Here is a 12,934-nt window from a genome sequence, read left to right as displayed (position 1 = left end):
CTCTCTGAGAAAACGCAATGCGCCCATGCGCCCAGTCATCAGGCCGTCTTTTCCTGGTCCAGATCGAAGGCGCGATGCAGGGCACGCACGGCCAGTTCCATGTACTTCTCGTCGATGACCACCGAGGTCTTGATTTCGCTGGTGGTGATCATCTGGATGTTGATGCCCTCTTCCGACAGCGAGCGGAACATCTTCGAGGCAATGCCCACATGCGAGCGCATGCCGATGCCCACGATGGACACCTTGCAGATGCGGGTGTCGCCAATGACCTTGGCCGCCTGCACCGCCGGGCCGACCGTCTTTTCCAGCAGCTCGATGGCGCGCTGGTAGTCGTTGCGATGGACGGTGAAGGAGAAGTCGGTCTTGCCGTCCTGCGAGACGTTCTGGATGATCACGTCCACATCGATATTGGCATCGGCCACCGGGCCCAGGATCTGGAACGCAATGCCCGGCTTGTCCGGCACGCCCAGCAGGGTGACCTTGGCTTCGTCGCGGTTGAAGGCAATGCCCGAGACGACAGCTTGTTCCATTTTTTCGTCCTCTTCAAAGGTGATCAAGGTGCCGGACTTGGCTTCCTCGTTGATGTCGATGTCCCAGGCGGTGAAGCTGGAGAGCACCCGCAGCGGCACGCGGTACTTGCCGGCGAATTCCACCGAGCGGATCTGCAGCACCTTGGAGCCCAGCGACGCCATCTCCAGCATTTCTTCAAAGCTGATGGTGTGCAGGCGACGGGCTTCGGGCACGATGCGCGGGTCGGTGGTGTAGACGCCGTCCACATCGGTGTAGATCAGGCATTCGTCGGCCTTCATCGCGGCGGCAATGGCCACGGCCGAGGTGTCCGACCCGCCGCGGCCCAGCGTGGTGATGTTGTTGGCCTCGTCCACACCCTGAAAGCCGGTGATGACCACCACCTTGCCGGCCGCCAGGTCGGCGCGCACCTTGGTGTCGTCGATGCTTTCGATGCGGGCCTTGGTGTAGGAGCTGTCCGTGGCCACGGGCACCTGCCAGCCGGTGTAGCTGACCGCGTCCATGCCTTCGGCCTGCAGCGCGATGGCCAGCAGGCCCACCGACACCTGCTCACCGGTGGCGGCGATCATGTCCAGCTCGCGCATCAGCGCCGGGGTGCTGCTGGCGGGCGAGAGTTCCTTGGCCAGGCCCAGCAGGCGGTTGGTCTCGCCGCTCATGGCCGAGGGCACCACCACCATCTGGTGACCGGCGCGGGCCCACTTGGCGACGCGCTTGGCCACATTGCGGATACGGTCGGGGGTCCCCATCGAGGTGCCGCCGTACTTGTGAACGATCAATGCCATGGGAGTGTCTTCAGACGCAGGGGGAAGGCCGCGACTTACACCCAAGCAGGCACCGCGGCCGGAGCCGTCGATTCTATAGGTCCAAGTTCAGCGGGCCATGCAGCATCCGCAGGTCCCGGGGTGCCAGCGCAGGCCCAGCAGCGGCTGGTGGGCGTGTTCCACGGCACGTGCGTCCAGGCCCAGTCCGGGCACGAAGACCAGGGCTTGGGCGATGTAGAGATGCGGCCCTTCCCTCTGTGGCGCCGGGATTCCGGCGGTCTGCCAGCATTTCTTGAGGCTTCGCGGAATCCCCTTGGCATGGGCCTGAAACTGGGCCTTGCCTTCGCGCGGACGCAACTCGACCTTGATGAGCCGGGAAGCCGGCAGGCCCTGTGCGGGCGCGTCGGCCGTGGGGAAAACCTCGAAGACCTCGATCTCGCCGCGCCATGCGGGGACGGGGTGACGGCCGGGACGGGAGAGGTCCATCACCAGGGTCTCGGGAGGGCCCGATGCAGCTTCGGCTGCGGCTGCGGAGGCCGATGCCAGTGCCGAAGTCGGTGCCGCTCGGGCCATGAATAGCTCGGCGTGGGGCGTGTCGCCGGTGGTCCGCATTGCCATTGGCCTCGCCGTCCGCGAAGCAACGCGCAGGACGCTCAAATGGCCCCGGTACAGATGCACCTCATAGGTCCCGAACGGCCAGCGCCCGACTTCCGCTTCCCTCACCTCCCGCAGCAGCCGCTGCACCAGCGACGCAGGCGCGCTGTGGCCGGACGCCTGACGCAGCCATGCGCGGAGAAGGTTGGAGAGTCGCGGCTGGGAGAGGCTGTGCCAGGCCGCGGTGCGCAGAATCGGAGTGACTTGGCTGGTGGGGGCAGCGGGGCCGGCCGGGTCAGCCGGGTGACTGGGGTCCACCGGCTGCAGCACCGTCCACACCGCCAGATCCTGCTCCGCGATCTCCCGCTGCAAGGCCAGCGCCTCCTGCGCCCATGCGGCGGACTGGGCCAGCGCCTGCTCCGCCCCCGGCGCCGCAGCCGTCAGCGGCGGCCACAGTTCATGCCGCAGCCGGTTTCTCGCGAATCGCAGGCTGCTGTTGCTGTCATCCTCGATATGCGCAAGCCCATGCTGCTGGATGTATTGATGCACTGCCTCGACCGGCTGATGCAGCCAGGGCCGCGCCCAGCAGATCCCGTCCCGCCACTGCTGCGGCGGCATCGCCGACAACCCCGCCAGTCCCGCGCCCCGGAGGGCCTGCAGCAGAAAAGTCTCCGCCTGATCACGCCGATGATGGGCCAGCAGCAGCAGATCCGCCTGCGCCTCCCGCGCCATCCGCTGCAAGGCTTCATGCCGCCCGGCGCGGGCCCATGCTTCGACGCTCTCCCCAGCGGCCGGTGCCCCGGTCAGCTGCGTCCAGCAGAGCCGCACCGGCCATCCCCGGGACGTCCACTCGCCGACCTGCGTCTGCAAATGTCGCAGCCAGTCGTCCGCATGGGGGTTGAGCCCGTGATGGACGTGCAAAGCCACCACCTGCAGACCCAGGGCATGGGCCGCAGCGGCGGTGGCATGGAGCAAGGCGGTGGAATCACGCCCCCCGCTGCAGGCCACCGCCACGACGCGCGGCGGGGAAGCCGCGGCGTCGGTCGGTGTGTCGGGAGGCATGGAGAGGCAGGCGGAGTCGCCAGCCAGGGGCTCAGTGATTCTTGGTGTCGCTGAAGCGGCCGTAGGCCTGCAGACGCTCATAACGGCGTTCCAGCAGATCCTTGGTCTTGAGGTCGGACACCTGGCGCAGGGCATCGCCCAGAGCGCGCTTCAGGCCCGAGGCCATGGCCTTGGGGTCGCGGTGCGCGCCGCCGACCGGCTCGCTCACGATCTTGTCGACCAGACCCATGGCCTTGAGGCGGTGGGCGGTGATGCCCAGGGCCTCAGCGGCTTCCGGCGCGCGGGCGGCCGTCTTCCACAGGATGGAGGCACAGCCTTCCGGCGAGATGACGGAATAGGCGGAAAACTGCAGCATCAGCACCTGGTCGGCCACGCCGATGGCCAGGGCGCCGCCCGAGCCGCCTTCGCCGATGACAGTGGCGATGATGGGCACTTCCAGCTGCGCCATCTCGAAGATGTTGCGGCCGATGGCTTCCGACTGGCCGCGCTCTTCCGCGCCGATGCCGGGATAGGCGCCCATCGTGTCGATGAAGGTGAACACCGGCAGGCCGAACTTCTCGGCCAGCTTCAGCAGGCGAAGGGCCTTGCGATAGCCTTCCGGGCGGGGCATGCCGAAGTTGCGCAGGGTGCGCTCCTTGGCATCGGCACCGCGCTGATGGCCGATGATCATGCAGGGTTGGCCGTTGAAGCGGGCCAGACCGCCGACGATGGCGGCATCGTCCGCAAAGTGACGGTCGCCATGCAGCTCCTGGAACTCGGTGAACACGTCACGGCAGTAGTCCAGGGTCTGGGGGCGCTGCGGATGCCGCGCCACCTGGTACACCTGCCACGGTTGAACGTTGGCGTAGATGTCCTTGGTGAGCTGGTGGCTCTTCTTGCTCAGGCGGTCGATCTCTTCAGAGATGTCCACCGCGGACTCGCTCTGCACGTAGCGGAGTTCGTCGATCTTGGTTTCCAGCTCGGCAATGGGTTGCTCGAACTCGAGAAAGTGTCGTTTGCTCATATCAGTAATCCACTGGTAGCGGATCCAGGCTACGCCAAATGTACCATGTGGCCACAGACCGATAGGGGGCCCAGCCCTCGCCCAGCTCCCGCGCCTCGGCCCGGGAGACCGGCTCGTCGCTGAAGTAGTGCTGGCTGATGCCCTTGAGCAGCCCCAGGTCGTCCAGGGGCAGCACATTCGGCCGCATCAGATGGAAGATGAGGAACATTTCGGCCGTCCAGCGCGCGATGCCGCGGATGGCCACCAGCTCGTCGATGATGGCTTCGTCGTCCATCTGCGCCCATTGGCGCACATGAACCTGTCCCGATTCAAAGTGCTGGGCCAGGTCGCTGAGGTATTCCACCTTGCGCGCCGACAGGCCCACCGCCTTGAGCTGGTCTTTTTCCAGGGCCAGCACTTCGGCCGGCTTGATCCGGTTGGACGGGCCGGTGGTCAGGCCGGCGAACTTGTCCCAGACCGACTGCGCGGCCTTGACCGAGATCTGCTGGCCCACGATGGAGCGGGCCAGCGTCGTGAAAGCGTCGCCCCGGCTCTGCAGCCGGGCCTCGCCGAATTGGGGGATGAGCTTCTTCATCACCCGGTCGCGCTTGACCAGATGTCGGCAGGCTTCGTCCCAATAGTCCGGGGTCACCCCGGCGGTCGCCACACGCCCCATCAGGCCTTCACCCCAGCCTTGGCGCCCGTACGGACCCATGTGGTGCCAGCGGCGGAATCCTTCAGCTCGATGCCCTGCTCGGCCAGCGACAGACGGATGCGGTCGGCCTCGGCGAAGTTGCGGGCGGCCTTGGCGGCGGCGCGTGCGGCGATCTGCGATTCGATGAACGCCTCGTCCAGGCCCTCACCGGCCTGCAGATAGGCCTTGGGCGACTGCTGCAGCACGCCCAGCACGCCGCCCAGCGCCTTAAGCAGGCCAGCGTCGGCCGTCGAGCGGCTGCGGTTGACCTGGTTGGCCAGCTCGAACAGCACGGCCAGCGCGCCCGGGGTGTTGAAGTCGTCGTCCATGGCGCGCTTGAAGTCAGCGGCCGGGCCGGTGGTCCAGTCGATGCTCACCTCGTCGGCAGGGACGGCATCCAGCGCGGTGTAGAGCCGGCGCACTGCCGTGCGGGCATCGTCCAGGCTGGCGTCGCTGAAATTGAACGGGCTGCGGTAGTGGGTGCGCAGCATGAAGAAGCGGATGGCCTCGCCATCGAACTTCTTGAGCACGTCCGCAATGGTGAAGAAGTTGCCCAGGCTCTTGGACATCTTCTCGTTGTCGACGTTCAGGAAGCCGTTGTGCATCCAGAGGTTGACGAACGGATGGCCGAACGCGCCTTCGCTCTGCGCGATCTCGTTCTCATGGTGCGGGAACTGCAGGTCCATGCCGCCGCCGTGGATGTCGAAGCGCTCCCCCAGCAGCGCGCAGCTCATGGCCGAGCACTCGATGTGCCAGCCCGGACGGCCTTCGCCCCAAGGGCTGGGCCACTTGGCTTCGGCCGGCTCTTCCGCCTTGGCGGATTTCCACAGCACGAAGTCCAGCGGGTCCTGCTTGCCGCTGTCCACGGCCACGCGCTCGCCGGCGCGCAGCTGGTCCAGGGACTTGCCGCTGAGCTTGCCGTAGCCGTCGAACTTGCGGACGGCGTAGTTCACATCGCCGCTGTCGCCCTGATAGGCCAGGCCTTTGCTTTCCAGGCGGCCGATGATGTCCAGCATCTGGGGGACATAGTCGGTGGCGCGCGGCTCGTGGGTCGGCGTGGCGATGCCCAGGGCGTCGAAGTCCCGGTGCATGGCGGCAATCATCTCGTCGGTCAGCTGGCGGATGGTCATGCCGCGCTCCAGCGCGCGGCGGATGATCTTGTCGTCGATGTCGGTGATGTTGCGGACGTAGGTCGTGTTGTAGCCACTGGCCTTGAGCCAGCGGTAGACGACGTCAAAGGCGATGTTCATCCGCGCATGACCCATGTGGCACAGGTCGTAAACGGTGATGCCGCAGACATACATGCGGACGTGGCCCGGATCAATCGGTTGGAACGGTTCAGGCTGACGGGTCAGCGTATTGAAAATGCGCAAGGAGGACATGGATGGGCCACTGGTGTGTCCGGCGCGCCAACCGCCCGCCCGGACACACGCCCGGACGACTTCCCGCCCCGGCCACAACCGGGTCAGACCGGCGCTGGGGCCGGAAGGAAAGACGTGATGCTGGAGCCGCTGGCGCCGTCAGCGGGACGGGCCGGTGCGGCGATAGGGCATAACAAGGGCATTGGTCGGGCGAGAGACGACAGCTCGCTCTAGAATGACCGTCAGTATAGCGGCCCGCTGGTTCGGGAGCTCCGGGCAGACCCTTTGCGGGTCCGCGCGCAGCCCCCTCCCCCCCGACACCACGGCCTTGACCATCGCCATCCGCCCATGCCCAAGTTCCACGCCCTGTTCCACAGCTGCTGCATCGCACTGGCCCTGCTCTCCTCGACGGCCGTGCATGCTGCGGCCCTGGAGGACGCCCAGGCCCTGTGGGCCGCCGGCAAACGCGACCTGGCCATCAAGGCCGCCGAAGACGGCCTCAAGGCCACGCCGGACGACCCGCGGCTGCGCTTTGCGCTCGGCACCATGCTGATGGAGCAGCGCCAGCTCGAACGCGCACGCGTCATCTTCACCGCCCTGATCGAGGAATACCCCGACCTGGCGGACCCGTACAACAACCTGGCCGTCATCCACGCCGCCCGCGGCGAATACGAAGCCGCCCGTCAGCAGTTGATGCGCGCGCTGGAGCTGCAACCCGACCATGCGCAGGCGCAGGAGAACCTCGGCGATGTGCTGATGCGCCTGGCCCAGCAGGCTTATGAGCGTGCGCTGAAGCAGGCGCTGGGCGATGATTCGGCCCTGCGGCTCAAGCTCCAGCGGGTGTCCGACCTGAACAACGGCAAGCGGCCAGCGTCCTGATCCGACCTCTTGATCCAGCACTTGGCCGCGGTCTGCCGGGTGTCCAGGCCCGTCGCCTGCCCTTGCCAGATCCGCACTGACCTTCCCGCCGCTCAGCGCAACCGGCCCTAACCGGGGCGTCCGTCCGGCTTCCTTCCACCCCACCCGCACTCACAAGCATCCCCATGAGGACCACCAAACTGCTGATGGCGCTGGCCGCCACCGCGCTGAGCCTGGCCGCCTCGCTGGCCCAGGCCCAGGTCGTGAAGCTGAGCACCACGCTGGGCGACATCCGCATCCAGCTGGAGCCGGAGAAGGCGCCCAAGAGCGTCGCCAACTTTCTGGCCTATGTGAAGTCGGGCCACTACAACGGCGTCATCTTCCACCGCGTCATCGACGGCTTCATGGTGCAGACCGGCGGCTACACGCCGCAGCTGTCGCAAAAGCCCACGAAGGCGCCGATTCCGCTGGAGGCCGGCAACGGCCTGCTCAACATCCGCGGCAGCGTGGCCATGGCCCGCACCAACGATCCGAACTCGGCCACGTCGCAGTTCTTCATCAATGTGGTGGACAACCCCGGCCTGGACCCCGGCTACGCGCCGGACGGCCGCGGTTATGCCGTCTTTGGCTACGTCATCGAAGGGATGGAAGTGGTGGACAAGATCCGCGCCACGCCAACGTCCCCGAAGAACATGATGTTCCAGAATCTGCCCACCACCCCCATCCTCATCAACAAAGCCACCGTGGAGAACAAACCATGAGCAAGAAAGTCGAACTGCAAACCAACCACGGCGTGATCACCGTGGAACTGGACGACGACAAGGCCCCGGCCACCGTCGCCAACTTCATTGCCTACGTCAACAAGGGCCACTACGACGGCACCATCTTCCACCGCGTCATCAAGGGCTTCATGGTCCAGGGCGGCGGGTTCGAAGCTGGCATGAAGCAAAAGCCCACCGACGCGCCGATCCAGAACGAAGCCAACAACGGCCTGAAGAACAACAAGTACACCCTGGCGATGGCACGCACCAACGCGCCGCACTCGGCCAGCGCCCAGTTCTTCATCAACACCGTGGACAACGACTTCCTGAACTTCAAGAGCGAAAGCCCGTCGGGCTGGGGCTATGCCGTGTTCGGCAAGGTCATCGCCGGCACCGACGTGGTGGACAAGATCGAGAAGGTCAAGACCAGCAACGCCGGTTTCCATGAGAACGTCCCGGTGGACGCCGTGGTCATCGAAAAGGCCGTCGTCCTCGAGTGAACGCCGCATCCTTCCCGCTGCCGGGTCCTCTGGCGACCCTGCGCGCCGAGCCGCTCTGGCGGCGGGTGGATGTGCTGTCGGACCTGCACCTGTCGCCCGCCCTCCCCCGCACGGTGGAGCGGCTGCGCGAGCACCTGGCGGCCACACCGGCCGACGCGGTGTTCCTGCTGGGCGACATCTTCGAAGCCTGGATTGGTGACGATGTCCGCTGGGTGCCGGACAGTTTCGAGCAGCAGTGCATGAGCCTGCTGCGGGATGCGGCCCGCCGCACCCGACTCTTCTTCATGCATGGCAACCGGGACTTCATGCTGGGCCCGGCCATGGCCTATGACGCCGGGCTGACCGTGCTGGACGACCCGACGCGGCTGGAGGCCTTTGGACGGCGCTGGCTGCTCAGCCATGGCGACCTGCTCTGTGTGGACGACGTGGGCTACCAGCGTGCGCGCGCCGTGGTGCGTCGCCCCTGGGTGAAGGCGCTGCTGCTGGCGCTGCCACTGTCGGCCCGGCGGGCCCTGGCCCGGTATCTGCGCGGGCGCAGCAAGGCGAACCAGCAGGATCCGATGCAGTGGGCCGATGTCGACCCGCAGGCCTGCCGGGACTGGCTCAAGGCGGCCGGCTGCGACGTGCTGATCCACGGCCACACCCATCGCCCCGCCGACCACGACCTGGGCAACGGGCTGCGCCGCGTGGTGCTGTCCGACTGGGACTTCGACCACGCGCAGCGCGGTGACGTGCTGATCCTGGATGCCACCGGCCTGCGCCGGGATGCGCCGATGCGGACCGAAGCCGTGCGGGACCGACTGCGGCATTAAGCGTTGGGTGGCTCCGCCGAGATCGCCGCGCCCTACCCCGCTCGCCATCCACCGCACCACCACCCGTACCGCCTCTCAGCTCTGCCCCGCCGACATGCTCAGCCCTCTCCTCCAGCGCTGGCGCCAGTATCGAGAGCAACGCCTGTTGGCACGTCACGCCATTCCGGATGCGCTCTGGCAACTGACGCTGCTCCGGTATCCCTTCATTGGCCACCGCTCGGCCGAAGACCTGGCGGAACTGCGCCGCCTGTGCTCGCTGTTTCTTGCGTCCAAAGAATTCCATGGCGCGGGCGGCTTCGAAGTGACCGACGAGATCGCCGTCTTCGTGGCGGCCCAGGCCTGCCTGCCCGTCCTCAAGCTGGGGCTGGACTGGTATGACAGCTTCGTGGGCATCGTCATGCATGAAGGCCAGGTGGTCGTGCCGCGTGAGGAGATGGACGAGGACGGCGTGGTGCACGCCTACGAGGAGACCTTCTCCGGCGAAGCCATGGCCGGCGGTCCGCTGGTGCTGGCCTGGAGCGAAATTTCGCCCGAGGCCCATGACCGGGTGGAAGGATTCGATCCGGTCTACAGCGTGGTGATCCACGAATTCGCGCATGTGATCGACATGCGGGACGGCGTCCTCAACGGCGCACCGGCGCTGGCCTCGCGGGAGGCGCTTGAAGACTGGAGCCGGACGCTGGAAGCCGAATGGCAGTGGTTCTGCCAGCAGGTGGACGCGGGCTACGCCACCGTGATCGACCCGTACGGCGCCGACGCCCTCGAAGAGTTCTTCGCGGTGGCGGTGGAGGCCTTCTTCGTGGCCCCTCGTGAGTTGCTGGAAGAACAGCCGCAGCTCTACCGCATCCTCAAGGGCTTCTTCCGTCAGGACCCTGCCGCGAGCTGAGACGGCTCGAAGCCGGGGCGGCGCCTCCTTCCCCGGCTACCGTCCCTGGGCGGCGCGGAACTTGGCAGGCGTGATGCCCAGATGCCGCTTGAAGGCGCGCTGGAAAGCCGCCTCGGACTGGTACCCCACTTCCTCGGCAATCGCCGCTGCTGAGCGCTCAGACTGCAGCAGCCGCTGCATGGCCCGCGCCATGCGGATTTGCAGCAGCAACTCCGCCGGGGAGTGGCCGGTGGCGGTCTCGAAATGCCGGATCAGCGTCGCGCGGGACATGTGGCACAGCGCCGCCAGCTCGGGCAAGGTCCAGGGTCTTTGAGGCTGGCTGAACATGGCCATGAGCGCCGGCTGAAGGCTGGTGCGATGCGCAAGCGCCAGCAGGGTCTTCGCACCCTCGCCCTCACCGCCATCACCGCCCTGCTGCCGGCTGGCGCGTCGCAGCGCCAGGGAGAACAGCGCGCCGCACAGATGGCCGATCACCGCCTCGCTGCCCGGCCCTTCCTCCTGCGCTTCCAGGCGCATCAAGCCGATGAGTTGCGCGAGCCGCTGGCGGGTTGCCGCGTCGTCGGTGTCGTCGGTGTCGTCGGTGTCGTCGGTGCCTTCGGTGTTGGCCGTGTCGGCCGCCTTGTCCGTCTCGTTGGACTGGCGCCTGGCCCTGTGGCTGCTCACCACCAGGCTCGTTGGCAGGAACTGATGGACCATCGGCCCGGACTGGGCGCTGAGCAGGAACCGCCCGCACAGCAGGTCGGCCACAGGGCCATCGCCCAGGTTCTCCGCCACAGTGAGCACGGTGGAGGCCCGCTCCATGGCGCCTTGCGGCGGCTGCCCGCTGCCGTCATGGAGGCGATGGGCGTCGCCATGCGGGAGCAGCACCACATCGCCGGGCTGCAAGGCCACGGGTGCACGACCTGGCACTTCCAGCACCGCCGTGCCTTCCAGCAGCACGTGGAACGGGATTTCCAACTGCGCCGCCGGTCCGGGGGCGATGCGCCAGGGCGCGCCGAAATGGCAGCGCGTCTCCACCCGACCGCTCACCGGCATCAAGGCCAGCCATTGGCTCAGCACGTCCATGAGCAATCCCCTGCTTCCTGTGGCCCTCGCGGGCTTTCCGAAGCCGCACGGGAACTTGGCTGCATGGTCGGAGGCCGCGCCAGCAGGATGAGACGTAGGAGCATGATGTTGCGATTATAGGATGCAGATCATTTCAACTGAGCGGCCTAAAGTTCTCCCATCCGCAGTGCAAGGAGCGCAGCGGTCCCAACCCGGAGTTCACATCATGTCCCGCATCCCCCTCATTCCCCAGGACCAACTCTCCAGCGACGCCTCAGCCCTGTTCGCGCAGGTCAAGAAGGCCGTTGGCAAGGTGCCCAATGCCTACGCGACCATCGGCGGCTACAGCCCCCAGTCGCTCTCCACGCTGCTCGGCGCCGATGCCGCGCTGTCGAAGGGAGCGCTGAGCCGGCAGGAGGTGGAGGCCATCCGCCTGGCTGTCAGCGAGATCAACGGCTGTGACTATTGCGTCGCCGCCCACACGATGGTGGGCCGCATGGTCGGTCTGTCGCCGGAAGCGCTGCCGCAGATCCGTGCCGGCGCGGCCACCGGTCAGGCCAAGCTCGATGCGCTGCTGCATTTCGTGCGCATCGTGCAGACCACTCGCGGCACGGTGCCGGCTGAGGTGCTGCAGGCCGTGATCGACGCCGGCTACACCGAGCAGCAGGTCATCGAGGCCTTGCTGACGGTATCGATGATCGGCTTCACCAACCTGGTGAACCGGGTGAACGACACCGAGCTGGACTTCCCGAAGGTGGCGTGAGCATCAGAGGCCGAGCGGTTGTCCACGGTCTTGGCCCTTGCATGAAGGGGGACCGAAGGCGGAACAGCGTTGAGCGTCGCCACCCGGTCACTCCCGAAAAGGGTGTTACGCCGAGGATTACCCAGACTTGTAACAGCGGCCATTGAGGCGGCTCGGAGAGGTGTTTGGGGTCGCTGTACCCCGGTATGGTCGCTCCAAACCTTACCTTCGAAACCCGCCGAGTTCCTTCGTACCTGAAGACGCTCATCGACAACCGAGCCCGTGCCGATGGCCATGTTCAACGCCTCAGCGTCGTCCTTGGAGAAATCCAGGATGAGCTGCGGCGTGCGCTTGAGCAGCGCAATTCCTGCGACACGCTTATTGAAGCCTTCCATGCGGAATTTGACCCGCACTCCATCACTGCGAAGCGAGGTTGGATTGGCCAGCATGGCAAGCGAGGCGAGTTCATGGGCGCGATGAGAGCGTTCTTGCACATGGTGGGTCCCCTGGGCGCCTCGACTAGCGAGATTGGCGACTTCCTGGTTGCGACGTTCAACTTCCAGTTCGCGACCAAGAACCATAGGTCGCGGTGGCAAGACGGCTGCGTTCGGCGCCGGCTCGGTGAACTCCGAGAGCGCGGAGAAGTCGAGGCAATGCCGAACTCGGGTCTCCCCAGTCGATTGGGCCGGTGGCGTCTGGCGCATGCAGCGCCCCTCACGCTGACCAGCTTTCAGGCCCGGGCGGGCTCGCTGGGCGTCGAAGTGGAGGTCAACCAACAGGATGACCCATGACACACGAGACGATGGTCCGCATTCCCAGTTTTCTCAAGGGCCTGGTCGAGACCCGAGCCCGAGCTGACGCTTACGTCCAGCGCCTTGAGACCATCAAGGCAGAGGTGGAGCAGCGACTTGCCAAGGCCGGCAGCGAGCGAGAAGCGTGCGACAAGCTGATTCGCGCCTACAACCCGAACCTGAACCCTACCGCCATTGAGCCCGTCCGCGCCTGGCGGCACAGGTACGGCCCGCGCGGGGCCAGGAACGAGGCCATCAAAGCATTCCTGCAAGCCGCGTATCCCGAGTCGGTCAGCACCGTCGAAGTGGCCTGGCACCTCACCTTGAAGTTCGAGCTCGACTTCCATTCGCCGGAGGTCAGGGAAGCATGGAAGAAGACCTCTGTGCGCAACCCGCTTCGGGTCATGGCGCAGCGGGGTGAAGTCGAGCGGCTGGAAGTCGAGGCGCTCGATGGGCATGAGCCGGCGCGATGGCGGTGGGTTCCATCGCGCTAGGTCGCCCATCAGCGATTTATGGAACCCAGACGTGATTTCCAGTCGTGATGGGCAGCGAATACCA

14 protein-coding genes are annotated in these 12,934 nt (G+C 66.4%); 8 read left to right on the top strand and 6 right to left on the bottom strand.

The features are described 5' to 3' along the window. Window positions 1–38 precede the first annotated feature (38 nt). From DES44_RS06075 to cysS, 5 genes are all read right to left on the bottom strand, one after another. Window positions 39–1,310 carry an aspartate kinase gene (locus DES44_RS06075; protein ID WP_058935769.1) on the bottom strand — a complete coding sequence of 424 codons (1,272 nt, stop codon included), beginning with the start codon at window positions 1,308–1,310 and terminating at the stop codon, window positions 39–41. 87 nt (window positions 1,311–1,397) lie between these two features. Then, entirely contained in the window at window positions 1,398–2,945 is a 1,548-nt protein-coding gene (tilS, locus tag DES44_RS25920; protein ID WP_058935770.1) for a tRNA lysidine(34) synthetase TilS, read from the bottom strand. A 31-nt stretch (window positions 2,946–2,976) separates the two neighbouring features. Further along, complete coding sequence (locus tag DES44_RS06065; RefSeq protein WP_058935771.1) at window positions 2,977–3,948, bottom strand: acetyl-CoA carboxylase carboxyltransferase subunit alpha; 972 nt, start codon at window positions 3,946–3,948, stop codon at window positions 2,977–2,979. Between the two features lies 1 nt (window position 3,949). Then, entirely contained in the window at window positions 3,950–4,603 is a 654-nt protein-coding gene (locus DES44_RS06060; protein WP_058937497.1) for a DNA-3-methyladenine glycosylase family protein, read from the bottom strand. Further along, entirely contained in the window at window positions 4,603–6,003 is a 1,401-nt protein-coding gene (gene cysS / locus DES44_RS06055; RefSeq protein ID WP_058935772.1) for a cysteine--tRNA ligase, read from the bottom strand. The genes DES44_RS06060 and cysS overlap by 1 nt, the downstream gene beginning before the upstream one ends. A gap of 327 nt (window positions 6,004–6,330) precedes the next feature. On the opposite strand from cysS, the gene DES44_RS06045 reads away from it, so the two are divergent. The 5 genes from DES44_RS06045 to DES44_RS06025 all read left to right on the top strand — a co-directional run bounded on the left by DES44_RS06045 (window position 6,331) and on the right by DES44_RS06025 (window position 9,799). Beyond that, complete coding sequence (locus DES44_RS06045) at window positions 6,331–6,861, top strand: tetratricopeptide repeat protein (protein ID WP_058935773.1); 531 nt, start codon at window positions 6,331–6,333, stop codon at window positions 6,859–6,861. Window positions 6,862–7,025: 164 nt separating this feature from the next. Beyond that, window positions 7,026–7,601: a peptidylprolyl isomerase gene (locus DES44_RS06040; RefSeq protein WP_058935774.1), complete on the top strand. Its 576-nt coding sequence runs from the start codon at window positions 7,026–7,028 to the stop codon at window positions 7,599–7,601. Further along, complete coding sequence (locus DES44_RS06035; RefSeq protein WP_058935775.1) at window positions 7,598–8,101, top strand: peptidylprolyl isomerase; 504 nt, start codon at window positions 7,598–7,600, stop codon at window positions 8,099–8,101. Before DES44_RS06040 ends, DES44_RS06035 begins: the two co-directional genes overlap by 4 nt. Next, window positions 8,098–8,913, top strand: coding sequence for a UDP-2,3-diacylglucosamine diphosphatase (locus DES44_RS06030; protein WP_232309803.1), 816 nt, complete (start codon window positions 8,098–8,100; stop codon window positions 8,911–8,913). Before DES44_RS06035 ends, DES44_RS06030 begins: the two co-directional genes overlap by 4 nt. Before the next feature lie 94 nt (window positions 8,914–9,007). Then, window positions 9,008–9,799, top strand: coding sequence for a M90 family metallopeptidase (locus DES44_RS06025; protein WP_058935776.1), 792 nt, complete (start codon window positions 9,008–9,010; stop codon window positions 9,797–9,799). A gap of 36 nt (window positions 9,800–9,835) precedes the next feature. On the opposite strand, the gene DES44_RS06020 is transcribed toward DES44_RS06025, so the two are convergent. Beyond that, window positions 9,836–10,864, bottom strand: coding sequence for an AraC family transcriptional regulator (locus DES44_RS06020; protein ID WP_058935777.1), 1,029 nt, complete (start codon window positions 10,862–10,864; stop codon window positions 9,836–9,838). 205 nt (window positions 10,865–11,069) lie between these two features. Between DES44_RS06020 and DES44_RS06015 the strand changes: the two genes are divergently transcribed. From DES44_RS06015 to DES44_RS06005, 3 genes are all read left to right on the top strand, one after another. Continuing rightward, a complete protein-coding gene (locus DES44_RS06015; protein WP_058935778.1) occupies window positions 11,070–11,606 on the top strand; it encodes a carboxymuconolactone decarboxylase family protein in 537 nt (178 codons plus the stop codon). Window positions 11,607–11,770: 164 nt separating this feature from the next. Continuing rightward, window positions 11,771–12,376 (top strand): hypothetical protein, encoded by a 606-nt coding sequence (locus tag DES44_RS06010; protein WP_058935779.1) that lies wholly within the window; start codon window positions 11,771–11,773, stop codon window positions 12,374–12,376. Beyond that, entirely contained in the window at window positions 12,373–12,870 is a 498-nt protein-coding gene (locus tag DES44_RS06005; RefSeq protein WP_058935780.1) for a hypothetical protein, read from the top strand. The genes DES44_RS06010 and DES44_RS06005 overlap by 4 nt, the downstream gene beginning before the upstream one ends. The last annotated feature ends 64 nt before the right edge of the window (window positions 12,871–12,934 follow it).

Origin of the sequence: Roseateles depolymerans, assembly GCF_003387155.1 — a bacterium.
Taxonomy (GTDB): Bacteria; Pseudomonadota; Gammaproteobacteria; order Burkholderiales; family Burkholderiaceae_C; genus Roseateles; species Roseateles depolymerans.
This window is presented reverse-complemented; position numbering and strand designations above follow the sequence as displayed.

What these genes read in the sequence shown, in the direction of transcription:
- tilS (WP_058935770.1), bottom strand. Translation starts at nt 2,945, where the DNA reads ATGCCTCCCGACACACCGACCGACGCCGCGGCTTCCCCGCCGCGCGTC.
- DES44_RS06015 (WP_058935778.1), top strand. Translation starts at nt 11,070, where the DNA reads ATGTCCCGCATCCCCCTCATTCCCCAGGACCAACTCTCCAGCGACGCC.
- DES44_RS06045 (WP_058935773.1), top strand. Translation starts at nt 6,331, where the DNA reads ATGCCCAAGTTCCACGCCCTGTTCCACAGCTGCTGCATCGCACTGGCC.
- DES44_RS06020 (WP_058935777.1), bottom strand. Translation starts at nt 10,864, where the DNA reads ATGGACGTGCTGAGCCAATGGCTGGCCTTGATGCCGGTGAGCGGTCGG.
- DES44_RS06075 (WP_058935769.1), bottom strand. Translation starts at nt 1,310, where the DNA reads ATGGCATTGATCGTTCACAAGTACGGCGGCACCTCGATGGGGACCCCC.
- DES44_RS06035 (WP_058935775.1), top strand. Translation starts at nt 7,598, where the DNA reads ATGAGCAAGAAAGTCGAACTGCAAACCAACCACGGCGTGATCACCGTG.
- DES44_RS06005 (WP_058935780.1), top strand. Translation starts at nt 12,373, where the DNA reads ATGACACACGAGACGATGGTCCGCATTCCCAGTTTTCTCAAGGGCCTG.
- cysS (WP_058935772.1), bottom strand. Translation starts at nt 6,003, where the DNA reads ATGTCCTCCTTGCGCATTTTCAATACGCTGACCCGTCAGCCTGAACCG.
- DES44_RS06060 (WP_058937497.1), bottom strand. Translation starts at nt 4,603, where the DNA reads ATGGGGCGTGTGGCGACCGCCGGGGTGACCCCGGACTATTGGGACGAA.
- DES44_RS06025 (WP_058935776.1), top strand. Translation starts at nt 9,008, where the DNA reads ATGCTCAGCCCTCTCCTCCAGCGCTGGCGCCAGTATCGAGAGCAACGC.
- DES44_RS06065 (WP_058935771.1), bottom strand. Translation starts at nt 3,948, where the DNA reads ATGAGCAAACGACACTTTCTCGAGTTCGAGCAACCCATTGCCGAGCTG.
- DES44_RS06040 (WP_058935774.1), top strand. Translation starts at nt 7,026, where the DNA reads ATGAGGACCACCAAACTGCTGATGGCGCTGGCCGCCACCGCGCTGAGC.